Here is a 25945-nt window from a genome sequence, read left to right on the forward strand (position 1 = left end):
GCGTGGATGCGGCGGAGTTGGAGCGGCTGAAGCTGGCTCCGGAGATCGCCTGGTATCTGAACGATCGCGGGATTCCGCTGCCGGACTGTCCGCCGCTGGTGCAGACGCCGTCTCCGGGTGAGGCGCCGGGGGCGGTGTTCGATGCGGAGCGCGTCGACAAGGTGCTGAACGCGTTTTCGAAGCTGCGGCACACGCAAGGTCAGTGGGCGGGGCAGCCGCTGAAGCCGGATCCGTGGCAGGTCGCCTATGTCCTGGCGCCGGTGTTCGGCTGGGTTCGCTGGGATGAGGACGCCGACTCCTACGTGCGGATCGTGCGCGAGCTGTATGTGGACGTGCCGCGCAAGAACGGCAAGTCGACGCTGGCCGGCGGGCTTGCGATCTACATGACGTGCGCGGATGGCGAGCAGGGCGCGCAGGTCATCACGGCGGCGACGACGAAGGAGCAGGCCGGGTTCGTCTTCGAGCCGGTGAAGAAGCTCGCCGAGGCGGCGCCCGCGCTGAAGAAGCACGTCCTGCCGCTGAAGGACAAGATCCTGCACAAGCGGTCCGGCTCCTACTTCAAGCCGATCGCATCGGTGGCGGGCGCCCAGCACGGCGCGAACATTCACTGCGCGATCGTCGACGAGCTGCACGAGCACAAGACGCCCGAGCTGGTCGAGACGATCGAGACAGGTACCGGTTCGCGCCGACAGCCGCTCGTCGTGATCATCACGACGGCGGACTCCGGGAAGCGCGAGTCGGTGTATGACCGCAAGCGCAAGCGGGTCGAGCAGCTGTCGCGCAGGGTGTTCGCGGCCCCGTCGGTGTACGGGGTGGTGTGGGCGGCGGAGAAGGACGACGACCCGCACGTCGAGGCGACGTGGCGCAAGGCGAACCCGGGCTACGGGGTGTCGCCGACCCGGTCGTACCTGCAGGCCAAGTCGGATGAGGCCAAGCAGTCTCCGGCGGATCTGGCGAAGTTCCTGCGCCTGCACTTGGGGCGCCGGACGAAGCAGGAGACGAAGTATCTGACGCTGGAGTCGTGGAACCGTAACGCTGGCATGGTCGATGAGGCGAAGTTGGCCGGCCGCGAGGCGTATGGCGGGCTCGATCTGGCCGCGACCAGCGACCTGTGCGCGCTGTGCTGGCTCTTTCCAGACGATGAGCGCGGCGGCTTCGATGCTCTGTGGCGGCTGTGGACGCCGGAGGACAACGTCGCGGCCCTGGACCAGCGGACGGCCGGTTCGGCGTCCGTGTGGGTGCGTGAGGGCCTGCTGGTGACCACGCCGGGCAACGTCGCGGACTACGACTACATCCAGTTGCAGATCGAGCGGGACATCGACACCTTCGATGTCCGCTCAGTGGGCTTCGACCCGTGGTCGGCGGTCCCGCTGACGAACGAGCTGGCCAAGTCCGAGGCGCCGATGGTGAAGGTTCGGCAGGGCTTCGTCACGATGTCGCCGCCGTTGAAGGAGCTGCAGCGGCTGCTGCTGAAGGGCACGCCAGAGGCGCCGCAGCTGCGGCACGGCGGGAATCCGGCGGTGGCGTGGATGGTCGACAACCTCGCGGTGGCAATGGACCCGGCCGGGAACGTGAAGCCGGACAAGGCGCGCAGCGCGGAGAAGATTGACGCCGTGTCTGCGCTGGTGACGGCGCTGTCTGAGGCGATGGCCCGCGAGCCCGTACAGAAGAGCGCTTACGAGGACGGCGACCTCGAGGTCGTGTGAGAGGGGTTGCCGTGTTCGGGTGGTTTCCGTGGCGCCGCACTGCGGTCCGCAAGCGTGTGATCGTCAACCTGGGCGACAAGGCGTTCGCGGGCATTTTGTGGGCGAAACGCGGTTCGCTGCTGGTGTTGAAGGACGCGGTGCTGATGCAGCACGGCGCTGCGGACACTCCGCTCGACGGCGAAGTCATCGTCGAACGGTCGAAGGTGGACTTTATTCAGGTGGCGGGGGGCTGACGTGGCGTTCGTCGTCTCCCAGGGGCAGCTTTCGGCGGTGTCGATCGCCCCGCTGGCCGCTCCGGCGGCCTATGTGCAGCTTGCGGACGGGGTCTACCGGGAGTACGCGCACCTGTACAGGGTTCAGCCGCAGATCCGCACTGTTGTCAGCTTCCTGGCCCGGAACATCGCACAGTTGGGGCTCCACGCATTCCGCCGGCTGTCGGACACGGACCGGGAGCGGCTGGTCGACCACCCGCTGCCGCAGATCCTGGCCGCTCCTGGGGCGAAGCTGACGAAGTACCGGCTGATCGAGCGCCTCGTCAGCGATATCGCCATCTATGACACGGCGTACTGGGTGAAGGTCAAGGTGCAGGGCGGCGGTGTCATCGGGGTGATCCCGATTCCCCCGTCGCGGATGACGATCGAGGGCGACAACTGGCTCCAGCCGGAGAAGTTCACCGTCCACGGCTCCAAGGGCGATCTGGAGCTGCGCCCGGACCAGGTTGTGCACTTTCACGGCTATGACCCGGTGGATCTGCGGTATGGATCTTCCCCGATCGATGCGCTGCGGTCGCTGTTGGCGGAGGAGTTCGAGGCGAACCGGGCGCGTGAGCAGATGTGGCGCAACGGTGGCCGACTGTCCGGCGTCCTGAAGCGGCCGGCGGATGCGCCGAAGTGGGATCCGACGGCGCGCAGCCGCTTCAAGGAGGGGTGGCGGTCGTACACCTCGGGCGGGGGCACGCCGATCCTCGAGGACGGCATGGAGTACGAGCAGCTCGCCATCGATCCGGCGAAGGCCCAGTACATCGAGGCCCGCAAGCTCACGAGGGAAGAGGTTGCGGCGGCGTACCACATTCCGCTGCCGATGGTCGGAATCCTCGACCACGCGACATTCTCCAACATCAAGGAGCAGCACCAGCATCTCTACCAGGACACGCTCGGACCCTGGCTGACGATGATCCAGGAGGAGGTCGGACTTCAGCTCATCCCGGATCTGCCCGACAGCGAGAACGTGTACGTCGAGTTCAACCTGCAGGAGAAGCTGCGAGGCAGCTTTGAGGAGCAGGCGGCGCAACTGCAGACTGCGGTCGGTGCGCCGTGGCTGCTGCGCAACGAAGCTCGCGCCCGGATGAACCTTCCGTCGATCGACGGCGGCGACGACCTGATCACCCCGCTGAACGTACTGGTCGGGGAGATGGCCTCACCGACGGACACTGCCCCGGATCCTGCGGAGGCGCAGGCGCTCCCAAAAGCGGGAGGCCGCCTGGTCCTGGTGAAGGCAGGGCGGCCCGAAGGACTGGATGACGCGGACGCCGAACGCGATCGGTTCGTCACCGAGCTGGAAGCGTTGACGCGGCGGCACGCTGACGTGCTCCTGGAAGAGCCCCCAGCGGATGCGGACGGCGTTCCGGGCTGGTGGGCGCGCGAGCGGGACGTGCGCGTGGCGCAACTGCAGGCGCTGATCGGGCGGCACATGGTGCGGATGGCGCAGCTCGGAGCCTGGGATGTGCTGGAGGAGTTCAATCCGCGCGCTCAGGGCTGGTCCGCCGAGGTGATGGATGCCTGGTTGTCCGCCGCGGCCCTGCATCATGCCGAACTCCACGACGGGGCTGGCGAGACGGCCGCGATGGAAGCGGCCGCCGCGCCCCCGCCGGAAGAGGGCGGACTGGGTGCGGCTCTGGCTCTGGCCGGCGCTGTATGGGTTGGCGCTGCGCTGACGCGGAGCGAGACCGCGGCGACGGAAGCCCACAGTTTCGGCGGCCACGATGCTGCGGGCGCCTCAGGGATGGGCTTCAAGCAGTGGGTGACGACGAGCGCGCACCCGCGCTCGCAGCACGCCGCGATGAACGGCGAGAAAGTCCCACTGGACGGGGTCTTCTCGAACGGTTTGCGCTGGCCAGGTGACGGAATGGGCGACGCGGCCGAGACGGCGAACTGCCGGTGTCTGTTGACGTATTCGAATTCGGAGTGACCATGCGGATCAAATCCTGCCCGGTGCGGATCAAGGCCGCGGGCACCCACGAAGGCACCGACGAGGGCGTGTTCGAAGCCATCGTCGCCGCCTACAACCTGGACAGCGTCGGCGACAAGATCACCCCAGGGGCCTTCGCGGAGACCCTCGCGGAGTGGAAGGGGCGCGGGGATCCGATCCCGGTGCTGTGGTCGCACATGTCCCACGACCCCGAGTACCACATCGGCGAGGTTCTGGAGGCCGAGGAGCGTCCGGAGGGACTGTGGGTCAAGGCCCGCCTGGACACCGAACCCGGCACGAAGGCCGCGCAGGTGTACAAGCTGCTGAAGGGCCGGCGCGTCACCCAGTTTTCCTTCGCCTACGACATCGAAGAGGGCTCGTGGGTCGACGAGAAGGACAGCGACGGCTTCTACGAGCTGCGCAAGCTGAAGCTGTACGAGGTCGGTCCGACACTGATCGGCGCCAACCAGGCCACCGAGCTCATCGACGTGAAGAGCAGGCAGGCCGCTGAGACGTTCCCGGACCTGGCCAAGGTTCAGGAGGCCCTGGAGGGCCTGAAGTCCGGCAGGACCCTGTCGGCGAAGAACGAGGGGCGGGTGCGTGACATCGCGCGCCTTGCAACCGAGCTGCTGGACTCGCTTCCTTCCAGCGCTGATGAATCGCAGGACGCCGAGAAGGCCACGCCTGTCCCGCCCGCTGACGCCTCGCCTCAGGACGCGCCTGAGACCAAGGCCGAGCAGCCCGCCGGGCCGAGCCCCGCCTCGCTCCGTCTGCACACCGATCTCGAAGCCCTTGCGTTCGAGGTCTACACGCTTACGGACTGAGGAGAACCGTGAATAAGACTGAAGAGCTGAAGGAACAGCTCAAGCACCACCTGCAGGCCGCCCAGGCGATCGCTTCGAAAGCGGACGACGAGGGCCGCGACTTCTCCGACGACGAGCGCGGTCAGGTCACCGAGCACATGGCCAAGGCGCGCGAAGCCAAGGAGGGTCTGGAGAAGGCGAAGGCGACCGCGATTATGCGGCAGGCCCTCACCGACCTGGGCGACGGCGTCGAGCTGGTCGAGAAGTCCGGCGAGAAGCGCACTCCGTCCGGCCTCGTCGTCCCCGACGCCAAGGCCAGCCTGGGCGAGACGTTCGTGAAGAGTGGCGAGTTCCAGGCCCTGATCCAGTCCGCCCCGAACGGCGTGTTCGGCAAGGACCACCGGGTGCAGTCCCGGCCGGTCGGCTACAAGGCGCTCGTCACGGGCGGATCCGACACCTCGGGCGGCGCGTTCGTCAACAACCAGCTGATGGGCCTGCAGGTCGGTCAGATGGTGTTCCAGCGCCCGCTTCGCCTGCGGGACGTGGTCACGAACCTGACGACCACCTCGGACACGATCGAGTACGTGCGGCAGACGTCGCAGACCAACAACGCCGCCCCGGTCCCGGAGTCGACGACCACGGCCGATCCGGGCGCGATGACCACCGCCAACGGTGTGAAGCCCGAGTCGGCGCTGGCGTGGGCGAAGGTCACCACTCCGGTGCGGACGATCGCGCACTGGATCCCGCTGACCAAGCGGGCCCTGTCGGACGCCTCACAGGTCCGATCCATCATCGACGCGTTCCTCCGCTACGGCCTGGAGGAAGAGCTCGAAGACCAGATGGTGGCCGGTGACGGCACCGGCGAGAACCTGGAAGGTCTGGGCAACGTCTCGGGCGTGCAGGCGCAGGCCTACGACTCGGACCTGCTGACCACGACCCGCAAGGCCCGCACCAAGGTGCGCCTCGTGGGCAGGTCCACGCCGAACGCGTACCTGTTCAATCCGGCGGACCTGGAGGCCATCGACCTCCTGCAGGACAACGAGGCCCGCTACTACTTCGGCGGCCCGTCCGGGCTGGGCACGGCGGGCACCCTGTGGGGCCTGCCGGTCATCGAGACCGAGGCTGTCCCGGCGGGCACCGGCTACGTCGGCGACTTCCGCAAGGCCGTGCTGTGGGACCGCGAGCAGGCGTCCATCACCATCAGCGACTCGCACGCGAACTTCTTCATCCGCAACATGGTCGCGATCCTCGCCGAGATGCGCGCCGCGTTCGGCGTGATCCAGCCCAACGCGTTCGTCGAGATCGACCTGACCGCCTGATCGGAGGGCATGCCATGGCCTACCTGAACGCAGGCGCCGGAGCGGCCCGCGAGGGCAAGCAGACGGCCGCCGTCACGAACGCCGCCGCGGCCACCGCCTCGGCGGCAGCCGGCGCGACACCGACCAAGGCCGAGTTCGACGCCCTGCTCGCTGACACCAACGCGCTGCGCACCAAGCTGAACGCGCTGCTTGCGGCGATGCGCACGTCCGGCCAGCTCGCGCCCTGATGCTGGTCACCTCACGGACCGTCCGAGGCCGCTGCCCCATGTGCGGCGCCGCTCACGCCGCCTGCGGCACGGCCTCGGACTCCATCCCCGTCGACGAACGAATGGAGGTGGCCGCCGTGGGCGGACCGCTGAAGAAGTACGAGGTCACCACGCCGTCCGGCGTGAAGACCACGATGAAGCTCAACGACGACGACGCCCGCCGCCTGGGCGTCCTCGACGCCCCGGAGCAGGACAGCACCGAGGAGCCGACGGAGCCGGAACAGGCGCCCGCCAAGAAGAGGGCCGTCAGCAACAAGGCCCGGACCGCCGCGGCAGACAAGGGCGGTGCGGGCGGTGGCGACGACTGACTACCTCGCCGACCCTGAGGATCTCGCGATCTGGCTGGGCGTACCGGCCAGTGATCTCAAGCTCCTTCAGGCCCTGGCGGCGGCATCCAGCCGCTTCCGCGGGGCAGTCCGGCACTACGTCTCGTTCGTGGCAGACGACACGCTCGTGCTGGACGGCAACGGCAAGGAGTCGCTGCTGCTGCCGGCGGCGCCGGTCACGGCGGTCGCCTCGCTGACGCTGGACGGGACGGCCCTGGCCTACCGCACCGACTACGACTGGTCGGCGGACGGCTTCCTGCGGCGGGTGGGCGGCTGCTGGCCGGACCGGCTGCGCTGCATCGAGGTCGTCTTCAGCCACGGCTACGAGCCGATCCCCGACGACGTCTCCGAGGTCGTCCTGGACCAGGCGCGTGCCCAGTACGCGGTGCGGCCTGGGCTGACCTCGATGACCGTGGGCGGCCAGTCCGTCGCCTTCGGCGCGCAGGCATCGATCGGGGTCACCTCGCAGTGGACGACCGCGGTGGAGAAGTACCAGCTGAACCGGGGCGACGCCCCATGAGCCTGATGTTCTATCAGTCGTTCGTGCGGATACGTGCCCCTCTGGTCGAGGACCGCTATCACAACAAGAAGCGCGACTGGGACAACGCTGAACACACGCCGGTGACCGGCGTGAACATTCAGCCCGCCGGCGTTCCGGTGCGGTCCGAGGAGGACACGGACGACCGGCAGACCACCGTCACCGGGTGGAACCTCCAGACGTCTGAGGGCGTGGACCTGGACCTGCTGGAGACGGACCGGATCGAGTTCGACGGAATGACGCTGGAGGTCGACGGCAAGGTCGGCCGCTGGCCGGACCCGTTCGGGCCCGGCGTGCACCACATCGAAGCCCGGCTGAAGGAGGTCGACTGATGGCCCGTACCCGTGTCGTCTTCGACCGGCGCATCTACCGGCAGATCGCCTCCAGTCCGGAACTGGCGGGCTATCTGCTGTCGATTGCCAACCGGGGCAAGTCGATCGCCGAAGCCCTGGCTCCGACCTACAGCGGCCCGACTTGGGGGGATGAGACCCGCTCTCAGGACTACAAGCGGTCCCTGGAGGCGAAGCTCGTCCGCAGCAACTTCGGCTGGCGCAGCGAGATCGCGGCGAACGTTGCCTACGCCGTGCAGGTCGAGTTCGGTACCGGCCGGCCCTACACGTCGCAGGAGCGCCCCCAGGAGGGCCATTCACCGAAGTGGCGGGTCCTGGGCCGCACACTGGACGCGATGAGGAGCTGACGATGCCCCGGATCAAGCTGGCCAACTGGTACGGCGACCACAAGCCGGGCGATGAGATCGACGTCGACGAGGTGACGCTGAAGGCGCTGCACCGTGACGGGATCGTCGCCGAGGTGGTCGGCTATGACAACGGCGGCGTGCTCGAGCCCGGATCGACCGAGGCGGTCAACGCCAGCGGCGAGACGGAAGCCGTCGAGGCTGCGCCGCAGCAGGAGCAGCCGGCACAGCCCGAACCGGCCGTCGAGACGGGCCGTAAGCGGCGATGATGCTGCCTGTCGCCCCGATGCCGGACGTCGAGCAGGTCGCCATCGGGCTCCTGGCCGAGGTGCTCGACGATGCGGTCACGGTCGGCAGCGAGTGGCCGGAGGATCTGGCGGAACATCTGCCCGTCGTGGCCGTCAGTCTCGGCCCTGGCGGCGGTTCCGCCATTAAGGCCGTGACGGCGAACCGGGGACTCGACATCGACATCCTGGCGCCCACGAAGGGCCAGGCGTTCGACCTGGCGTCACTCGTGTCCGCGCACCTGCTGGCCGCCCAGGGCACGACCAGGCCCGGAGCCCGCATCTACGGCGTCGAGGAGACCAGCCTCGTCTGGCTCCCGGACCAGGTCACGGGCATTCCCCGCTATGTGCTCGTGATGAGCATGGTGGTCCGCCCCGCGTAGCAGTACCCAACCCGCACCCCCTTTTTCCCATTCACCCGTCGGCGCTGGCCGTGCGGGTCCTCGCTATGCCTGGAGGCATCCCGTGGCGAACGACGCCGACAACGTAAGGGTCGGACTGAACGGTTCGATCTACATCGCCCCGAAGGGCACGACCGCACCGTCCGATCTGGACACCGCCTGGGCGGCGGGCTGGGTGGACCTCGGCTACCTGTCCGACGACGGCGTGGAAATGTCGTACTCGACGGAGACCGAGGACATCAACGCCTGGCAGTCCCTCAGCCCGGTGCGGAAGGTCCTGACCGGTGTCGACATGACGCTCGGGTTCACCGCGATCGAGCTGAAGACCAGCACGATCACCCTGTACTTCCCGTCGTCGACGATGACTGAGGTCACGGCCGGTGTGAACAAGCTCAGCATCCCGGCGGCGCCGACGCCTGACGAGCGTGCCATCGGCCTGGAGTGGATGGACGGCGACATCAAGAACCGGCTCGTCATCGCCCGCGGCGAGGTCACCAACCGCGACAGCATCACGCTGGCCCGCTCGGGCGCCGTGTCCCTGCCGATGACGGTCTCCGCCTACGCGGACAGCGCCCCCGAGATCGCGGTGTGGCTGTCCAACGACCCGGCCTGGGCCGCGGCGTAACCCCTGCTCCCGGCAGGCGTGCCATGCGGGTCGCGCCTGCCGGGCCCCAACCCGCTACACCCGCAAGGAGAAAGCATGACCGCCAAGACCACGGGCACCGAGATCGTCGACCTCAACTCGCTTGCGCAGCAGCGCCGTGACGCCCTGCCGCAGCCGACCACCTACAACCTGTTCGACGTCGAGTTCACGCTGCCCCCGATCAAGTCCCTGCCGTTCGAGCTGCAGGAACGCGTCGGCGACCTCGACAACACCGTCGAGGTACTCAAGGACCTCCTCGGCCGGGACAAGGTCAAGGAGATGTACGCGGCCGGGTTCACCTTCGGTGACCTGGAGCTCATCGCGCAGGAGTGGCAGAAGCGCTCCGGTGTCGAAGCGGGGGAATCGCAGGCCTCCGCCGCTTCCTAGAGGAGTACGGGGAGGCCGTCGAGTGGGACATCCCGCACTACTGGCCGGGCCGTTCCCTGCTGGAGCTGTACCGCGGCGAGATGTCGTGGCGTGAGCTGCGCGTCTTCCTGAAGTTCCTGCCGACGGACTCGGTCACGGCCAGGGCGGTGCGCGGGTCGTCGGCGGAGGAGGACGCCTGGACGCTGGACCGGCAGCTGCTGGCCAGCGCGGTGGACGCGATCCGTGAGAACACGTTCGCCACGGTCAAGCTCGGCGGGGACCCGAAGAAGACCGGTCGGCTGAAGCCGCCGGACCCGATTCCGCGCCCGGGTGTCGAGAGCGCAAAGAAGTCCAACGTCATCCGCTTCGGTGGCCGTCACGGCTCCGGAGCGAAGCAGTTGGCGGCCGTGTTCGGACGGCCTGCCGCGAACCAGTAACGGGGGTGCGCGGTGGCTGCTGGTGGTGTCCTCGTCGGACGCGGATACGTCTCGATCCGGCCGGAGTTCGAAGGGGACTGGTCCCGCTCCGTCACCTCGCGCGCATCGTCTGCGGGCAAGTCCGGGGCGAGCGCCTTCTCGAAGGCGTTCGGCGCCGGCCTGAAGGGTGTTGGCGCTCTGGCTGGCGTCGCCATCGGCGCGAACCTGGCCTCGGCTGCGGCCGGTGCTGCCGTTCTCGCGCCCGCTCTGGCCACGGCTGGCGCTGCCGCCGGCGCGCTGAAGATCGGTCTGTCGGGTGTGGGGGAGGCGTTCAAGGCTGCCTTCGCCGGTTCGTCAGCCGACGCGGGCGCGGCTGCCTCGGCGACGAAGGCGGTCGAGAGCGCGCAGCGGGGGCTGGCAAACGCGCAGCGTTCCCTCGCAGACGCGCGCGTGGACGCGGCCAAGCGGGTCGCGGACGCGCAGCGGCAGGTCCAGGACGCCGAACGCGACCTGGCCGACGCGCAGCGCGACGCCCGCCAGGTACAGGGCGAGCTCAACGATGCCCGCCGCGAGGCGGCGCGCGCCCTGCAGGACATGAACCAGCAGCTCGCCGAATCGCATCTCGACGAGCGTGAAGCCGTCCTGCGCCTGAAGGAGGCGCAGGAAGAGCTCACAGCTGCCCAGCGCAAGCCGGGCGTCACCCCCGACGAGCTGGAGCGGCTCCGCATCAGCTACGAGCGGGCCAAGCTCAACCTGACCGAACAGCGCACCGAGACCAAGCGGCTCGCCGACGACACGAAGAAGGCCAACAAGGCCGGTGTCGAGGGCTCCGAGCAGGTGCTGTCGGTCAAGGAGCGCATCTCCGAGGCGAACCAGAACGTCGCCGACAAGGAGCGTGCTCTCGCCGACGCGCAGCGCGGCGTGGACGAGGCGCGCGCGGACGGCGCCCGGCAGGTCGCCGACGCGCAGCGGGCCGTCGCAGACGCTGCCGCCGCCGTGGCGGACGCACAGGCCGCAGCCGCCGCGCAGACGTCGAAGTTCGACGAGGCCATGTCCAAGCTCGCACCCAACGCGCAGAGCTTCGTGCGGGCCGTCCAGGGCCTCGCCCCCGCGTGGGATGCCATGCGCCTGTCGGTACAGAACGAACTGTTCAAGGGCCTGGACTCCACCGTCACCACGCTGGGCCGCACCACCATTCCGATCCTGCAGCGCCAGCTGACCGCCACGGCGGGCGTGTGGAACGCCATGGCAAAGAACGCCGCCGGCGCCATCACCGAGATGGCGAAGACGGGTCTGCTCGACAAGATCCTCGCCGGGGCGACGGAAAACCTGCGGGTTTTCGAGAAGGCCCCGGGTCAGCTGCTCACCGCCTGGGGTCAGCTGGCGGTCGCCGCGCAGCCCGCGTTCAACGCACTGCTCACCCAGTTCGCCGGCGCCATCACCTCGTTCACCGACGGGATAGCCGCGAGCTTCGAGTCGGGCGGCCTGCAGCAGGCCATCGACACCGCATTCGGGATCCTCTCCCAGTTCGGGACGCTGCTCGGCAACGTCTTCGGCACCGTTCAGGAGATTTTCCGGGCCGCCTCCGATGCGGGCGCGCAGATCGTCGGTGCGCTCGGCGCCGTGTTCGGAGAGCTCGAACGCATCCTTGCGGCGCCTGAGATGCAGGCGCAGATGCGGTCGCTGTTCGCGTCGGTGGCGCAGATCGTCGGCGCGATCGTCCCCGTCATCGGGGCCGTGGTGCAGGCGGTCGTGCCGCTGATGGCGGCGATCGCCCAGCCGATCGCCGTACTGGCTACGGCTCTGGGGCCGGTGCTGCAGCAGCTTGCGACGACGCTCGGCGCGGTACTGCTGCCGATCGTGGACGCGCTAGCCCCGGCGCTCGTGATGGTGGGGACGACGATCCTGCAGATCGTCCAGTCGGTGATGCCGCTCCTGCAGCCCATCGCCGCCTTGATCAGTGCGGTCATCACCGCTCTCGCGCCCGCACTCGCGCCCGTGCTCGCGATCACCACTCAGCTGATCAACCTGCTGGTCGGTCCGCTGACGCAGGTGATCCAGGCGCTGACTCCGACCCTCGTCGCAGTCGCCGACATCATCGCGCAGGTCTTCCGCGCCCTGGAGCCGATGCTCGCCCCTCTCGTCGGCCTGCTGACGACGGTGGCACAGCTCGTCGCCGACGTGTTCGCCGCCGCGCTGACAAATCTCATGGCCGTACTGCAGCCGCTCGTCGCGGTCGGCATGGAGCTGATCGAGGTCGTGTTCGCCGCTCTGGAACCGCTGCTGCCAGTGATCTCGGAGGCGTTCCAGGCGATCGGTGACGCCCTCCTCACGATGCTGCCGTCCCTCGCGGGCTTCGCCGGTGTGGCAGCTGCCCTGGTGGAGGGGCTGGCGCCGCTCATCCCGATCGGCGTGCAGCTCGTTACCACCGTCCTCGGCGCACTGATGCCGGTGCTGCCCGCTGTCGCCGACGCATTCGTGGGGATTGCGACCGCGCTGCTGGCGATCGCGACGCCGCTGGCCGGGGTTGTCGCCTCCCTGGCGCAGCAGCTCGCCCCGGTCCTCGCTGACATCGCCCCCATCCTGGGGGAGTTCGTCGGCCTGCTCGCAAGCACGCTGGCTCAGGTGCTGCCGCCGCTCACCGAGGCGCTCCTCATCCTGGTGGACGCCTTCTCCCCGCTGTTCCCGGTTCTCGGGGAGCTGCTCGGGATGGTCCTGGATATGGCGGCGGGCGTGCTGATGCAGCTGCTGCCGACGCTCCTGGAGCTGGTGCAGGCCGTCGTGCAACTCGCGGTGGCGCTGCTGCCGATCCTGCCGCCGCTGGCCCAGATCGTCGGCCTGGTCCTGGAGTTGGCTGTCAGCGTGCTCTCGTGGCTGCTGCCCCCGCTGCTGGACCTGGTCGGATTCCTGGTCGGTGTCTTCGTATCCGCGCTGTCCACCGTCATCGGATGGGTGTCCGGGCTGGTCGGCGCCATCGCCAGCCTTGTGACGTGGGTGACCACGCACTTGGGTCCGGCTTTCCGGTGGCTCAACGAGAAGGTTGTGCAGCACTGGAAGGCGATCCGTGAGGGAATCCTGTGGGCGTGGGAGCGGGTCATCCGCCCGACGTTCCAGTTCCTGAGCGGCGGCATCCGCAACCTGGGCGGCGTCTTCCGCTGGCTGCGCGACAACGCCGTCAAGCCAGTCTGGGATGGCATCAGGGCCACCATCTCCGGCGTGTGGAAGTACGGCATCAAGCCGGTGTTCGACACCCTCAGGGCCGCGGTCAGCACGGTGGCAGCCTCGTTCGACACGGCCCGCAAGGCGATCAAGATTGCCTGGGACAGGCTGAAGGCGATCACTCGGGCGCCCGTGCAGTTCATCGTCGACGTGGTCTACAACCAGGGCATCCGAGGCGTCTGGAACCAGATTGCCGGCGCGTTCGGCGCGAAGAAGCTCGACAAGTTCGCGTTCGCCCGCGGCGGTATCCTGCCCGGCTACACGCCGGGCAGGGACCCGCACAAGTTCTACAGCCCCTCAGGTATGGCGCTGGAAATGTCCGGCGGCGAAGCGATCATGAGGCCCGAGTTCACGCGCGGCGCCGGATCCCAGTTCGTGAACTACTTCAACCACCTGGCGAAGTCGTCTGGCGCAGACGGCGTCCGCAAGGCCCTGGCGCCCGTACTGGGCGGCAACCCCGACACGCCTATCGACCGCTCGCTGCGCTATGCGAACGGCGGCGTGCACCAGGCGTTCGCGGACGGCGGCATCTTCGGATGGATCAAATCTGCTGCGTCAGCGACGGTCGGTGCTGGTTCAGCCGTGTGGAACACGGTGAAGAAGGGCGCGTCGTGGCTGACGGACACGCTCGAAGCCTCCGCGCGGGCGGGTATGCGGCACGCCGTCGACCCGCTACTGAAGCAGTTCCCCGGCATGGACACCCAACTGGGGCAGATGCTGCGGCGGATGCCGGACAAGATCCTCGACGCCCTGTTCGGCTACAGCAAGGAAGCCGACAAGCGGGGCGGCGGAGGCATCGGCGGCCCCCGCATCCAGGCGGCCCTGAAGTGGGCCAAAACCCAGAACGGCAAGCCCTATCAATGGGCAGGCAACGGAAACCCGTCCTGGGACTGCTCCGGCTTCATGTCCGCGATCGAGTCCGTCATCCGAGGCCAGAAGCCGCACCGGCGTTGGTCGACGCACGCCTTCCACGGCAAGACCGCCCCACCCGGCTGGGTCCTGAACGGCAACAGTCCGTTCCGGGTCGGGATCACCGCGGACGGCGTCGGCCACACCGCGGGCACCCTCGGCAAAACCAGAGTCGAGTCGCGTGGCGGGGACGGCGTCATCGTCGGCCCCCGGGCGCGCGGATACAACAGCCCGCTGTTCAACAGCTGGTACGGCTGCCAGCCCGGCAAGTACGACGCCGGCGGATTCCTCCAGCCCGGTTTCAACCTTGCCTACAACGGGACCGGGAAGCCCGAACCGGTTCTGACCGGGGCCCAGTTCAACGCCCTGACAGCCCGCGGCACGGACGACCCGATCACGGTGGAAATCCACGCCAGGGACGAGGCGCTCGCCGACTTCATCGACGTGCGCGTCCACCGCAACAACCAGGAACTCATCTCCGTCATCAACTCGGGCTAAGGAGGTTCCCTTGGCAATTCCCGGAAACCTCCTCAGCCAGACCACGGAGTCCATCGACCCGAACACGAGTGGATGGACCCCGAAGCTCAACTGCGTGATCATCAAAGGCACCGGGGGGAGGAACGGGGACGGCTGCCTCGCCGTCCGGTCCGTGGCCGCGGGGGAGATGCAGGCACGCACCGTCTCCTCCTACCCCGTCGTGGCGGGAACCGTCTACGAGACGTTCGCCGACACGGCCGGGGTGGTGGGGGAGCGGATCGGGATCCGCTGGCTCGCCCACGGCGGCCTCGAAGTCGGCATCACCTGGTCGACAACGACGACGGGATCCTCCTCGTCGTGGCACCGGGTGAGCGTGGCCGGGGTCGCCCCGCCGATCGCCATCCAGGCGCAAGTCCTGCTGTCGTCGACCGAGGTCGGCGTGAACGTCGCCCACTACTGGGAGAACGTCTACCTCGGACTGCCGATCACCACCCAGGGCAACCTGCTGCCCTTCAACACGGAGTCCACCGAGGTCGACGCGTCCGGGTGGGCGCCCGTCGTCAACGCGAGCATCTCCCGCCAGGTGCCGGTCATGTCCTGGGCCGTCGACAACTACCTCGCTGGCGGACACACGCTGGCGATGACGGCGGTCGCCGCAGGCAACGCGTCGATTCTGGCCGTCGACCGGCCCACCGTGACGCCGGGCGAGGAGTACCTCGCCTACGCCTACCTCCAGCCGCCAACGATCGCGTCGACAGCGTGGATCGAACTCCGCTTCTACGACACCAACGACAACCAGGTCGGCGCCCAGAGGTCGACGCTGGCGCCGCCCACGCCGGCGACGGGCATGTACCGGCAACGGGCATCAATGGTGGCGCCGGCGAACGCCGCGACCTGCTCGGTGGCGGCTGGCCTGGATTCGGCGTCGGCCGGGCAGGTTCTGCGCCTGGAGACCTCGGTCGTCATCGTGGCGCCGAAACTGCAGGCCGGGTCACTTCTGTCGTATGCGGACTCCAGCTTCGAACAGGGTGTCGGCGGCTGGACGGCAACCTCGGGCGTGGCCACGCTGGCCCGCACCACACCGTGGGGCGCCTCGTTCTTTTCGGGCTCGTATGCGCTCGCGGTCACCTCGTCGACCGCCACCGCCTCGACAATCCGCTCCAGCATGGTCGGCGGGATCGTCGAAGGTGAAAACTTCCGGGCCCAGCCCATCGTCCATGCGGCAGCCGGCGCCTGGTCCACAGTGGGCGTCCGAATGCGCTGGTACGACGCGGTCGGAGCGGATCTCGGCACATCCACGGCAACCAACTACGGGATCCCCGGCTCATCCTGGTACGCGCTGGCCTCCGATGCGGTCGCACCGGCAGGCGCCACCCAGGCCGCAGTCGAACTCGTCGCCACCGCATCCGCGACGTCCAGCGTCCTGCACGTGAACCAGGTCGTCTTGTGGCAGGTGCTGCCGCAGACCGCGGTCACAGCCGACAGCGACGCCGGGTACGTCACGCTGACGCTGCGAGAGCTGCCGCTCGACTACCAGGTCAGCGTGCACCGGGTCGCGGAAGACGGATCCCGCACCCTGGTACGCGGCCCGGACGGGCTGATCGACCAGCAGCTCATCGCATCCGACCTCATGGTGATCGAAGACCACGAGGCCCCGATGGGCGTGCAGGTCTACTACACGATCACCATCTACGATCCGGCCGGCGTACTCGCTTCCACACGGTCATCATCGGCGATCACGCTCACCCTCGCCGACAGCGACGAATGCTGGCTGAAGGACCCCGGCAACCCGCAGCGCAACCTCCGGGTGATGATGCAGCGGGCCCCTGACTGGCAGCGGCCCATCGAGCAGGCCACGTTCGTCGTGCGGGGCCGAAGAAACAAAGTCGTCCTGTCCGGGCGGCGGCAGGGGCTGGAGGGCGACCTCGCCATCTGGACACGCTCCGACGAGGAACGCGACGGCCTGCACCTGCTGCTCGACTCAGGGAACACGCTGCTGTGGCAGACGATGCCGGGCATGGGCGTCGACGACCTGTACGTCAACGTCGCGCAAGCCACCGAATCCCGTATCGGTCCGCTGGCCCAGGAGAAGTGGCGGGCGTGGACGCTGCCCATGGTCGAGACGGACATGCCCGTCACCACCGGCGTCAACGGCTCCGGCGGCCGGACCTGGCAGGACATCCTGACCGAGTTCACCACCTGGCAGGACATCCTCGACACGTTCGCCACCTGGGAGGACGTACTCCTGAACCGCCGGAAGGGGTAAGCGTGTACCCCGTCTCTGACCGGTTCCCGAAACGGCTCACCGAGGACCACACTCCCGTCACGCAGGTGAGTCTGTTCCTGACCACGGGCCAAGTCATCGACCTGCCGCACACAGGCGGGTCAGTGACCGTCGACGGGGCGCAAGCGATCCGCCGTACCTGCACCGTCACCTGCCCGGACCCGACGCTCATTCCCCGCACCCCCGCCGACGAACTGGCCACCTACGGGGCAAGGATGCGGATCGCCCGAGGAGTCGACTACGGTGACGGCACCCAAGAACTGATACCGCTCGGCGTGTTCCGCCTGGACGACGTCGACGGCGACGTCTCCGAAGGCTCGGTCACGCTGACCGGCAGCGACCTCGCGATCATCGTGCAGGACGACAAATTCACTGCGCCCTACCGGGTGACCGGCACCGTGGTCAGCGCCATCACCGAGATCATTCAACGCAGCATCCCCGGCGCGGACATCATCAGCCAGATCACCAACACGGTCATCGGCAGCCGCGTCTTCGCCGTCGAAGCGGACCCGTGGGCGGGTGTACAGGAGATTGCCGCAGCCGCCGGCGCGGAGTGCTACGCCAGCCCCGACGGCGAGTTCATCATCGCCACCCTCCCGGACCTGGCGACGACGGAGCCCGTGTGGGCGATCGAAGCGGTCGAGGGCGGCGCCTACATCTCCGGCCAGCGCGCCATGAGCAGCAAGGCCGTCCACAACGGGGTACTCGCCCGCGGGGAGAACACGTCGGACAACGCCCCGCCCGTCTCCTACCTGGCCACCGACAACGACCCCAACTCGCCGACGTACTGGGGCGGCCCGTTCGGCAGACGCCCCACGTTCCACAACTCGTCCACGCTCATCACCACCGGCGCATGCCAAGCCGCCGCAACCGTCATCCTCGCCAAGGCGAAAGCACCCAACGCGTCCGGCGACATCTCCAGCCTGCCCAACCCGGCGCTCGAACCAGGCGACGTACTGCGAGTGCAGCACGAGGACGGCAGCCGCGAACTCCACCAAGTCGCCGCATTCACCGTGCCGCTCGACCTCGGCGGGGACTTCCCGATCAGCACCATCTCGGCGAAGGAGGACGCGTGAAACCGGCACCCTCCATCAACCGGGACCTGGCCGCGGCGATCGCACGCAGGGCGCAGCGGGTGGGGGAGGAGTCGCCGTCGGTGCGCGGCTCCGACTGGCGAACCGCCACGGTCACAGCGGACAACGGGGACGGCACCGTGGACGCCGACGGCATCGAAAGCATCCGCTGCATGGAGTCCTATGTGCTGCCCGCAGCCGGCGACGTCATCCGCATCGACCAGTCCAGCAACGGCAACTGGGTGGCCGTGGGAAGACTCGCCACAAGCAGCGGCTGGACGAGCCTCACCCTAGCCGCCGGCTTTCAGAACCCGGGCCACGGCTACACCGCCTCCTACCTGCGGGAGGGCCGCCGCATCTGGCTGCGAGGCCGTGTCGGGCCGACGGCGGGCACGATCGCCGACGGCGCCACCCTGCTCACTCTGCCTGCGGCGATCCGACCCAGCGAGACGGCGGCGTGGGCCGTCACCCGCGACGCCTCCGTCTTCCCGGCCGTGGTCCGCCTGGAAATCGTCCCCACCACCGGGGTTCTGCGCACCTACCAGTCCTCGAACCTCCCGCTCTGGGTGGGGCTCGACGGCATCTCGTACACGATCTAGGGAGGCCGCGTGCCCACCACCGACGACTACGGGCAGGGCGTCAACATCGCGTCCCTCACCGACGCCCCCGACGCCAGCAAGCTCGCCAAGGACATCGCCAACGCGATCGCCCAACGCTCCATCATGCGGTTCGCGTCCGCCTCCGAGCGTGGCGCCACCCTCGACGATCCCGAAGAGGGCATGCCGACGTGGCTGAACGACGTCAACCGGCTGGAGATCTACAACGGCAGCGGGTGGATCACGCCGGAGCCCACTCTCGTCAGCGGCACCACCGGCCTGTCCGCATCCTCCGGCTTCAGCGTGAACGACTTCACCGGCTACCGGCAGGGCCGCACGACGGTCCTCGACATCTACCTGAACCGCACCGGCTCCACCATCCAGTCCACCAACGGGAACATCGCCGACACGGTGTGCTGCGTCGTCCCCACCAGCTGGCGCCCCACTCACGACATGGTCGCCGGCTGCTACGACACCGGCGTCGTCCACGGGGGTTTCGTCCTCGGCGTCGACGGCATCGTCACCCTCCGCACCGCCTCCAACGACCTCGCCAACAACACGAACCTGCGGCTGCACGTCTCGTTCCTGCGCACCACCTTCTAACCCGCAACAACCCGCTCGCGCCCCGAGTTGGGCGCCCTTTACATGCTCAGAGAGGGGGCCGCCTTGAAGCTGGTCACTCGATCCCAGTGGGGTGCCCGCGCCTACCGCACTCCCAACGGGGCCACCCCGTACAGCCGGCCGCGGCGCGGCGTGAAACTCCACTACCTCGGCACCGCCTACAGCGACCGCGCGCACGACAAGTGTGACGACTACGTGCGGCAGATCCAGGCCCAGCACATGGACGGGAACGGCTGGTCCGACATCGGCTACAGCTTCGTCGTCTGCACCCACGGCTACGTGTACGAAGGCCGCGGCCTCAAGCGCCGCAACAGCGCAAACGGCTCCACGACCCTCAACGACCAGGACTACGCGGTACTGCTGATGGTCGGCTCGTCCGGCCTGACCAAGCCCACCACCGCGCAGTTGGACGGCGCACGCGACGCCATCGACTACTGCCGTGCGGAAGGTCCGGCCGGCGCCTGGATCGGCGGACACCGAGACGGCTACCCCACCGCCTGCCCCGGAGACGTCGTCTACGCGTGGGTCAAAGCGGGGGCACCCCGACCGGCGGCCACACCGCCGAAGACCGCCACGCCTCAGGAGACCGCCGTGACCGAAGCAGAAATGGACCGGATCGCCGACAAGGTCGTCGACCGACTCCTGGCCGCCGACAAATTCAACGCTCCGACGGACGCCGCGGACTACAGCGACGACCCGAAAAACCCCGGCCACTACTGGTCCGGGCGCACCGTGTTCCGCGACCTCGTCACCCGCGTCCGCCGCATCGACAAGGCGGTCGCCGAGCTCGCCGCAAAGAAGGAGTCCTGATCCATGAAGATCTTCGGCAGAGAGCCCGCTCTCATCATCGCCACCGTATCCGCGGCCCTGTCCCTGCTGGTCACCTTCCAGTTCGGGCTGTCCGCCGAGCAGGCCGGTGCGGTCGTCGCCGTCATCTCCGCGGTGTTCGCCGTGGCGACCGCCGCCGTCACCCGCCCCATCGCTCCCAGCGCGTTCACCGGCCTCGTCGCCGCGGTCGCCGCCCTGCTCGCCGCCTACGGTCTGGAACTGTCCGCCGAGAAGGTCGGCGCACTGAACGCGGTCGTTCTCGCAGGGCTCGCCCTGATGACTCGCGGCCAGGTCTCCCCGGCCTCCCCGACGGCGCCCGCGAGCACGCCGCCCCGGAGCGTCTGAGTGCCGCGCCGGGTGGTCCGGCGGCTGCGTAAACAGCTGGGCCGCCGCGGCGTCTTCCTGCTGATCCTCGGCGTCGGGAAAACCTGCTGGGGTGTGTCATTTCTCGTCGATCCGCCCAACACCCAAGGCCTCGAACTCCTGACGAACCTCTGCGACATACGCCACTGGGCGTGGCTGTGGATCACCGCCGGGATCGTGACAGGCTGCTCCGCGTTCCTGCGGGTCGGCCGTGACTGGGGCGGCTTCGTGGCCGCGCTCGTTCCCCCCACCGTGTGGGCCATCGCCTACATGGCCGCTGTGGTCAGCGGCGAATTCTCCCGCGGCGCCTACGTCGCAATCTGGTACCTCACCTCGCACGTCGGGGTCATCATGTGGGCGGCAACGGTTCCCGAGTACTCGGTTCCCCCAGTGCCGCGGCCTGCCCGGAGAGGCAAGGGCCCGTGACAGTGTGGGCGGGGATCGTGGCGGCGTTCGGCACGGTCGGCATGGTGGTGGCCGGCCTGTTTGCCGCGCGGGCGACCACGCGGGCAGCGGCGGCAACGGCACAGGCCACACGGGCGGCAGCACACGCAGCGGCGGAACCGAACCAGCGGGCTGAAGACCGAGCCGCCTTCGACGCGATCAAGAATGAGCTGCGGCAGGAGCTGACGACAACCCGGGAAGAGGTGCGGTCGCTCCGCTCCCTGGTGCGGGCGTTCGCCTGGTACGTGGGTGAGCTGACATCCCAGATGCGGGATCACCGCATCGAACCCCCAGCGCCGCCACCCCGGGTCGACGAATACAACCGAACTGGAGTGTGAGCCGATGCCCGAGCCGCTCGTTGCCCTCAGCCCACGCATCGACGACACCGCCGCCGACGCCCGGTCACTGGAACGGATGGGCCGCATCGAACCTCAGCCGATCCCGGCACCTCCCGAGCTGCCGACGCCGGTTCCCGCCGACGATCAGGAAGCGGTGGAACTCGCCGCGGCCCTCGCCGACGCCGGCATCGACGCCACCGCCAGCGACAAGACCGCCGTTCGCGCGCTCGCCTCGCTCGACGCGGCCACCGTGGAGACCGTGAAGAAGTGGCTCAAGACGAAGAAGAAGGACCCCCCAAGCAAGTAGGAGGCCATATGGCCGACGACTCCGGCAGCCCGCCGTTCTGGCTGTCACCCCGCCCGTTCCTCGAACCGCCCCCCATGCCGCCGCCCGACGACGACGCCGAATGACAACGCCGAATGACAACGCCCCCTCCTTCGGGAGGGGGCGTTCTGCCGTGTCCGGGGGCCGGAAGGGTTGTTCATCAATCGGTCGAGACGTGAACCTGAACCGTGATCTTGCTCAACTCGTCGTTCAGCAAGTCGAGTTGTTCAGAAACTCGTTCATCAACCTGATAGTGTTCAGAATGGCGACCGATACGTTTGATGAACGAAAGGGGATCTGAATGGCCCTAGTTGGCCTCGTCCGCGTCAGCACCGACAAGCAGAACGTCCAACGGCAGCACGACGCCCTCGACCCGATCTGCCTCAAGGTCTTCGAAGAGAAGATCAGCGGAAAACTCACCGCCGAAGAACGCCCCGCCCTCACCGCCGCCATCGAGTACCTCCGCGAAGGCGACATGCTCTGCGTCCAGGAAGTCGACCGCCTCGGCCGTAACCTCCTCGAAGGCCTGATCGTCCTCAACGACCTGTTCGAGCGCGGCATCTCCGTCAAGGTGCTCGAAGGCATCGCAGCCGGCGAACACAAGGAACGCTCCCTGATCCTCGACCTCGCACTCGCCCTCGCTGAAGACCGACGCCGCGACATCGTCAAGAAGACGAAGGACGGACTCGAAGCCGCACGCAAGCGAGGTCGCGTCGGCGGACGCAAGCCGGTCATGACCGAGGCGCTGACCATCCAGGCAGCCGCGCTGCGAGATCGTGGCTTCACCATCCGGCAGATCCAGCCGCACCTCCGCATCGCCGAAGGCGCAAACAAGGGGAAGCATCCGAGCGTCGGCGCCATCTCGCAGGCGCTTAGGGCGCACGAGGCACAGACGGAAGGGGCTCCGTGACCGACGACCGCTTCCACGTCACCCTCACCTCCGTCGGCCGCCCGACGATGCACGGCTGGTGGTCGGCGGAGTCGACGGCCCGCGGCAAGGTCACCGAGTGGATCGGCCTCAGCAAGGGGCCCGGCGCGCGCGTCACCCTCGTCGACGAGGACACCGGCACCGTGTTGACGAGCTGGCCGGACGAGGCGTGAGGTCTGGGATGCTGGCGGGGACGCGAGGAGGCGCCCATGTCGTACCGCCCGTACCCCGACCGTGAACGCGCGCTGAAGCAGCTCGACCGGCACTACCCGCCCGCGCCCGTGGCTGCGCTGTCGCCCGCCCTGCAGTCGGTCGGGGAGGGTTTCCAGCAGATCCGAGCAGGCCTGCGGCAGGCCGCCGAGCAGGGCTTCGGGACGGGCGCCTACGTCCTGTCGACGCGGCGGGACGCCGGGCATTTGCAGATCACTGGTGATGCGTCTTCTGCGGTCACCATCGACAGCAGCGCCATCCGTCCGTGGACGCCAGCGGAGCGTGAGGGCTGGTATCGCGGGGAAGGCTCGCCGCGCCCCGGCGTTGTCAGTGGCGGCCAGTAGGCTGATCGCAACACCCGACACAACCAAGTCGGGTTTGCTGCACCCCGCCCGAGCGTAGAACCCCGGGCGGGGTGCGCTGCTGTCAGGCCCCGGTGTGCCGGACGGCCTTCTTCGCGGCCATCTCCACCTCGACGCGCGGCTTGCCCTCGTCCTTCGCGTGCCCGGTGACCGCAGTCTGGAAGTCGGCTGCTGCCTTCCGCCACGCCTGCCATTGCGCGTCGTGGTCGACGTCCGGGCTGTCGAGGAGCGCGCGAGCCGCTTCCGCCGCCTGCTCCAGCTTCACAAGATCTTCGAAGGTGTGTGCCACCGCAGGATCTTAAGCCGCTGTGGTGACGTCCCCGCGTTCGACTTCCCGCAGAGCCGCGAGGAGCCGCCCGTACTCTTCCCGCTGCTCGTCTGTCAGCCGCAGTGTGGGGTGCCCGCCCGGGCCCATCCACAGGGCGCGGATCGCCGCGTTCAGCTCCGCAGCAGACCGCGCGGGACCCGGATCGGGCGGAGTGGAGGGCATGCGTCCGATCTTACGGCGCGGGTCGGACAGTGGTCAGCCCTCCGGCTGCGGCAGCTCGGTGACGAACGTCCCGATGCCCACCTGCATCTCCGCCAGCCCCGCCTTCCGCAGCTCCGTCAACACGCGCTTCGCAGTCACCGGCGAAATCCCAAACTCGTCGCAAATCGCCAGCCCGGACGGAAGCCGCTGACCAGGCGGATAGGTGCCGTCGGCGATCCGCTCCCTGAGGGCGTCGTAGGTCTGCCGCCACCGCATCGCGTTGGGGATGTCGTGCGCCGACGTACTGCACTGAGCGGGCACATACGGCAACGTCTTCGCATGCCTGACCACGTCGCTGAACCCAAGACCGACGAAGTACTCGCGCGCGTTGACCTGCTCCGCATTGGCGCAACAGAACTTGATCAGCTGCGTCTCGTTCCTCTCCGCATGCTCGTGAGGCTCTGAGATCCACAGATCAGTCACGGGAATCCCGAGTCCGGTCGAATAGCCGTAGTGAGCGCGCACGCGCCCAGCCGGGGAGACGCTCATCCCCACTTTGATCACGTCGATGCTGAAGCGGATCACGTACAGATACCCGCCGAGCGGAGACTTCCGCGGTATCCCGCGAAGGGTAGGCTGGCGTACAGCCATGAGGACCACATCTCCTCTGGTCAGGCCCTCGTTCGGTGTTGGTAGCACCTACGGGGGCCGCTCTGTTTCGCCAGATTCTACCGTTCAGCCCTCAACGGGCGGCTCGACGATGAACGTCCCCTTGCTGGCCACAGTCATTGCGAGCCCGCGATCCCGCAGCTCCTGAATCACCCGCCGAGCGGTCCCGTAGGCGATCCGATACTGGTCGGCCAGCTCCCGCTCCCCAGGCAGGCGCGCCCCCGGCCGCAACTGCCCGGCTTTGATGCGGGCCTGGATGTCGTCGGCGACCTGCACATACACGTACACGGGCGAGTCCGGATCCACCACCGACGCTTGATCATCCATGCCGTCAACGTAGAGCCGCCCATGCCTCCATGCGTCGGCAAGGAGCCGCACGATGCTCCATGTAGCGGCATAGAGCGGGCTATAGCGATACCGTGCAATTGCAGGACCCCCGCGACCGCTGCACCGCGGCCCGGGGGCATGGCCGACGAAGGAGCCGTCGACGTGGACGAGCCTACGGACCCAGGCGCCCAGCGCCAGACCACACCACCCGAACCGTGCCCCTGCGGCAGCGAAGACCACCCCGGCACCCGCATCGGGGAACGCCTGTCACCCAGCGGCGTCGGCATAGGTGCCGTCTACGTGTGCCCCGCCGAATCGCCCGCCGGACTCCGAGGCGCCCTGTGAAGCCGCGACCAGACAACCCGCGCGACGGCGACATCGACAGCCACTGCCGGCTCGGCGAGTGCGGGTTCTGCTCCGGCAACCTCGACCTCCAGCCTGCCCGGGGCCGGCCGGTTCCCCTCGCCCGCTGCGCACACCACTGCCATGGCAGGCGGGTCCGCCTCGTCACGCTTGCGTGAAACCGGGGCGCCGTGCCAGTCCGGGCGTTACCCGCAGAAACGTTTGGCCAGCGCCTGACCTGGGGCTACGGAAACGCTCATCAGGCTGCCCTAAGCCCAGGCCAACGCATGGTCTGGCGGTTACAACTTCACATCGGCCCCACAGGCTCCACGCAGATATATGCAGATGGACCCTTCCTGTGCGGGCACCAGCACTGTTGACTCAGATTCCGGTGCCGCACACACCCAGCCCCCCACTGCGGTATCGACCCCTAGCTGCCGAGGAGGTCGGTGACGTGCACCCGCAACGCGTGGGCGATGAGAAGAAGATCCGAATACCGCGGATCCCGCTTGGCGTTTTCGTAGCGCTGGATGCTGCGGCGTTCCAGGCCGGCGAGATGGGCGAGTTCTTCCTGTGACAGTTCAGCCTGCCGTCTCAGGTCGGCGATGCGGTGGCCGAGGGTTACGCATCGGTCGGTGACCCAGTCGGGTCTGGGATTGCGGCGGGCTGGCACCCCCCACACGCTCAAGCTTTAGTGATCTTGTGTCAGTACCCAAACGGTCGCCAACGGATCAAGATTGGCGGCACACCTCTGCGGGGCTATGGCATATGCCGCAGAGGTGCGTGTAGTGTCCAAGATTCGAACACCCGTTCGCTCAATCGAGTGAATCAAGGCATCGACCTGCGGCATCAGGAAAGGCGCAAGGTCGAAGCACCCAGAACGTGCCGGCCCCGTCGTCAAAAGGATGCCCCCCCTCGATGACGGGGGGCTGGCACTAGGGCGGCCTCCCATCTCCGCTGAGCGGGGTGGGGGGCCGTCCGCTCCTTCTACTGACGCTGACCTGCGGTGATTGCATGATCGATTAGGAGATATTTAGGGGACGGCCTGTAGGGTTGCCAAGATTCCACGGAGGTTCCGCCAAGGTGCTCTCAAGTCGCGGCAGACAGATTGGCGAAGCTACTGAACCATCCTCACCTGCGCGAACGCGGCTTACGTACAGGCGGGAGCCTCGACCCGGCCTTCGCCGAGAAGTTCCTGAACTTCATCATCGC

The 25945-nt window shown here is 68.2% G+C and carries 34 protein-coding genes; 29 read left to right on the forward strand and 5 right to left on the reverse strand.

All coding sequences use genetic code 11. The features are described from left to right. Positions 1-2 precede the first annotated feature (2 nt). From KUM49_RS05005 to KUM49_RS05140, 28 genes are all read left to right on the forward strand, one after another. The gene (locus KUM49_RS05005) at positions 3-1706 is read left to right on the forward strand and encodes a terminase TerL endonuclease subunit (RefSeq protein ID WP_308406546.1); all 1704 of its coding nucleotides are present in this window, start codon (positions 3-5) and stop codon (positions 1704-1706) included. 56 nt (positions 1707-1762) lie between these two features. Further along, entirely contained in the window at positions 1763-1939 is a 177-nt protein-coding gene (locus KUM49_RS05010; protein ID WP_254400761.1) for a hypothetical protein, read from the forward strand. Position 1940: 1 nt separating this feature from the next. Beyond that, positions 1941-3893 (forward strand): phage portal protein, encoded by a 1953-nt coding sequence (locus KUM49_RS05015; RefSeq protein ID WP_217235460.1) that lies wholly within the window; start codon positions 1941-1943, stop codon positions 3891-3893. 2 nt (positions 3894-3895) lie between these two features. Beyond that, on the forward strand, positions 3896-4717 hold the full coding sequence (locus KUM49_RS05020) for an HK97 family phage prohead protease (RefSeq protein WP_217235461.1): 822 nt from the start codon (positions 3896-3898) through the stop codon (positions 4715-4717). Positions 4718-4725: 8 nt separating this feature from the next. Then, the gene (locus KUM49_RS05025) at positions 4726-6015 is read left to right on the forward strand and encodes a phage major capsid protein (RefSeq protein ID WP_217235462.1); all 1290 of its coding nucleotides are present in this window, start codon (positions 4726-4728) and stop codon (positions 6013-6015) included. A gap of 14 nt (positions 6016-6029) precedes the next feature. Further along, a complete protein-coding gene (locus KUM49_RS05030; protein WP_217235463.1) occupies positions 6030-6242 on the forward strand; it encodes a hypothetical protein in 213 nt (70 codons plus the stop codon). 38 nt (positions 6243-6280) lie between these two features. Next, the gene (locus KUM49_RS05035; RefSeq protein ID WP_217235464.1) at positions 6281-6589 is read left to right on the forward strand and encodes a hypothetical protein; all 309 of its coding nucleotides are present in this window, start codon (positions 6281-6283) and stop codon (positions 6587-6589) included. Further along, positions 6576-7127, forward strand: a complete 552-nt coding sequence (locus KUM49_RS05040) for a mobile element protein (RefSeq protein ID WP_217235465.1) — start codon at positions 6576-6578, stop codon at positions 7125-7127. Before KUM49_RS05035 ends, KUM49_RS05040 begins: the two co-directional genes overlap by 14 nt. After that, the gene (locus KUM49_RS05045) at positions 7124-7477 is read left to right on the forward strand and encodes a hypothetical protein (RefSeq protein ID WP_217235466.1); all 354 of its coding nucleotides are present in this window, start codon (positions 7124-7126) and stop codon (positions 7475-7477) included. Before KUM49_RS05040 ends, KUM49_RS05045 begins: the two co-directional genes overlap by 4 nt. Further along, positions 7477-7842, forward strand: coding sequence for a hypothetical protein (locus KUM49_RS05050; RefSeq protein WP_217235467.1), 366 nt, complete (start codon positions 7477-7479; stop codon positions 7840-7842). Before KUM49_RS05045 ends, KUM49_RS05050 begins: the two co-directional genes overlap by 1 nt. A gap of 2 nt (positions 7843-7844) precedes the next feature. Further along, positions 7845-8108: a hypothetical protein gene (locus tag KUM49_RS05055; RefSeq protein ID WP_217235468.1), complete on the forward strand. Its 264-nt coding sequence runs from the start codon at positions 7845-7847 to the stop codon at positions 8106-8108. Then, positions 8108-8506, forward strand: a complete 399-nt coding sequence (locus KUM49_RS05060) for a hypothetical protein (RefSeq protein ID WP_217235469.1) — start codon at positions 8108-8110, stop codon at positions 8504-8506. The genes KUM49_RS05055 and KUM49_RS05060 overlap by 1 nt, the downstream gene beginning before the upstream one ends. Positions 8507-8588: 82 nt before the next feature. Next, the gene (locus KUM49_RS05065) at positions 8589-9149 is read left to right on the forward strand and encodes a phage tail protein (RefSeq protein ID WP_217235470.1); all 561 of its coding nucleotides are present in this window, start codon (positions 8589-8591) and stop codon (positions 9147-9149) included. Between the two features lie 75 nt (positions 9150-9224). Next, positions 9225-9554 (forward strand): hypothetical protein, encoded by a 330-nt coding sequence (locus tag KUM49_RS05070; protein WP_217235471.1) that lies wholly within the window; start codon positions 9225-9227, stop codon positions 9552-9554. After that, complete coding sequence (locus tag KUM49_RS05075) at positions 9497-9970, forward strand: hypothetical protein (protein ID WP_217235472.1); 474 nt, start codon at positions 9497-9499, stop codon at positions 9968-9970. Before KUM49_RS05070 ends, KUM49_RS05075 begins: the two co-directional genes overlap by 58 nt. A gap of 12 nt (positions 9971-9982) precedes the next feature. Next, positions 9983-14575: a hypothetical protein gene (locus tag KUM49_RS05080; RefSeq protein ID WP_217235473.1), complete on the forward strand. Its 4593-nt coding sequence runs from the start codon at positions 9983-9985 to the stop codon at positions 14573-14575. 10 nt (positions 14576-14585) lie between these two features. Then, positions 14586-16820: a hypothetical protein gene (locus KUM49_RS05085; RefSeq protein WP_217235474.1), complete on the forward strand. Its 2235-nt coding sequence runs from the start codon at positions 14586-14588 to the stop codon at positions 16818-16820. A 2-nt stretch (positions 16821-16822) separates the two neighbouring features. Beyond that, the gene (locus KUM49_RS05090) at positions 16823-17914 is read left to right on the forward strand and encodes a DUF5047 domain-containing protein (RefSeq protein WP_217235475.1); all 1092 of its coding nucleotides are present in this window, start codon (positions 16823-16825) and stop codon (positions 17912-17914) included. Continuing rightward, entirely contained in the window at positions 17911-18510 is a 600-nt protein-coding gene (locus KUM49_RS05095) for a hypothetical protein (protein WP_217235476.1), read from the forward strand. The genes KUM49_RS05090 and KUM49_RS05095 overlap by 4 nt, the downstream gene beginning before the upstream one ends. 9 nt (positions 18511-18519) lie before the next feature. Beyond that, entirely contained in the window at positions 18520-19110 is a 591-nt protein-coding gene (locus KUM49_RS05100) for a hypothetical protein (protein WP_217235477.1), read from the forward strand. Between the two features lie 63 nt (positions 19111-19173). Beyond that, the gene (locus KUM49_RS05105; protein WP_254400746.1) at positions 19174-19938 is read left to right on the forward strand and encodes an N-acetylmuramoyl-L-alanine amidase; all 765 of its coding nucleotides are present in this window, start codon (positions 19174-19176) and stop codon (positions 19936-19938) included. Positions 19939-19941: 3 nt separating this feature from the next. Beyond that, positions 19942-20301, forward strand: a complete 360-nt coding sequence (locus tag KUM49_RS05110) for a hypothetical protein (protein ID WP_217235479.1) — start codon at positions 19942-19944, stop codon at positions 20299-20301. Further along, positions 20302-20745: a hypothetical protein gene (locus tag KUM49_RS05115; RefSeq protein WP_217235480.1), complete on the forward strand. Its 444-nt coding sequence runs from the start codon at positions 20302-20304 to the stop codon at positions 20743-20745. A 17-nt stretch (positions 20746-20762) separates the two neighbouring features. Further along, on the forward strand, positions 20763-21101 hold the full coding sequence (locus tag KUM49_RS05120) for a hypothetical protein (protein ID WP_308406547.1): 339 nt from the start codon (positions 20763-20765) through the stop codon (positions 21099-21101). Between the two features lie 4 nt (positions 21102-21105). Beyond that, positions 21106-21408 (forward strand): hypothetical protein, encoded by a 303-nt coding sequence (locus KUM49_RS05125; RefSeq protein WP_217235482.1) that lies wholly within the window; start codon positions 21106-21108, stop codon positions 21406-21408. 319 nt (positions 21409-21727) lie between these two features. Continuing rightward, positions 21728-22336, forward strand: coding sequence for a recombinase family protein (locus KUM49_RS05130; protein WP_217235483.1), 609 nt, complete (start codon positions 21728-21730; stop codon positions 22334-22336). Further along, entirely contained in the window at positions 22333-22527 is a 195-nt protein-coding gene (locus KUM49_RS05135) for a hypothetical protein (RefSeq protein WP_217235484.1), read from the forward strand. Before KUM49_RS05130 ends, KUM49_RS05135 begins: the two co-directional genes overlap by 4 nt. A 36-nt stretch (positions 22528-22563) precedes the next feature. Next, positions 22564-22908 (forward strand): hypothetical protein, encoded by a 345-nt coding sequence (locus KUM49_RS05140; protein WP_217235485.1) that lies wholly within the window; start codon positions 22564-22566, stop codon positions 22906-22908. A gap of 82 nt (positions 22909-22990) precedes the next feature. Here the strand turns inward: KUM49_RS05140 and KUM49_RS05145 are convergent, their stop codons facing one another. From KUM49_RS05145 to KUM49_RS05160, 4 genes are all read right to left on the reverse strand, one after another. Beyond that, positions 22991-23215, reverse strand: coding sequence for a hypothetical protein (locus KUM49_RS05145; protein WP_217235486.1), 225 nt, complete (start codon positions 23213-23215; stop codon positions 22991-22993). 9 nt (positions 23216-23224) lie between these two features. After that, positions 23225-23416 (reverse strand): hypothetical protein, encoded by a 192-nt coding sequence (locus KUM49_RS05150; RefSeq protein ID WP_217235487.1) that lies wholly within the window; start codon positions 23414-23416, stop codon positions 23225-23227. A 33-nt stretch (positions 23417-23449) separates the two neighbouring features. Continuing rightward, complete coding sequence (locus tag KUM49_RS48020; protein WP_254400747.1) at positions 23450-24046, reverse strand: GntR family transcriptional regulator; 597 nt, start codon at positions 24044-24046, stop codon at positions 23450-23452. Positions 24047-24130: 84 nt separating this feature from the next. Beyond that, complete coding sequence (locus tag KUM49_RS05160; RefSeq protein ID WP_217235488.1) at positions 24131-24391, reverse strand: winged helix-turn-helix domain-containing protein; 261 nt, start codon at positions 24389-24391, stop codon at positions 24131-24133. A 162-nt stretch (positions 24392-24553) separates the two neighbouring features. Here KUM49_RS05160 and KUM49_RS05165 point away from each other — a divergent pair, with 162 nt between their 5' ends. Further along, entirely contained in the window at positions 24554-24736 is a 183-nt protein-coding gene (locus KUM49_RS05165; RefSeq protein ID WP_217235489.1) for a hypothetical protein, read from the forward strand. 427 nt (positions 24737-25163) lie between these two features. Here KUM49_RS05165 and KUM49_RS05170 read toward each other — a convergent pair whose 3' ends face one another. Then, complete coding sequence (locus KUM49_RS05170) at positions 25164-25406, reverse strand: helix-turn-helix transcriptional regulator (protein WP_217235490.1); 243 nt, start codon at positions 25404-25406, stop codon at positions 25164-25166. Positions 25407-25945: the final 539 nt, after the last annotated feature.

Origin of the sequence: Streptomyces sp. AC555_RSS877 (assembly GCF_019049245.1) — a bacterium.
GTDB lineage: Bacteria > Actinomycetota > Actinomycetes > Streptomycetales > Streptomycetaceae > Streptomyces.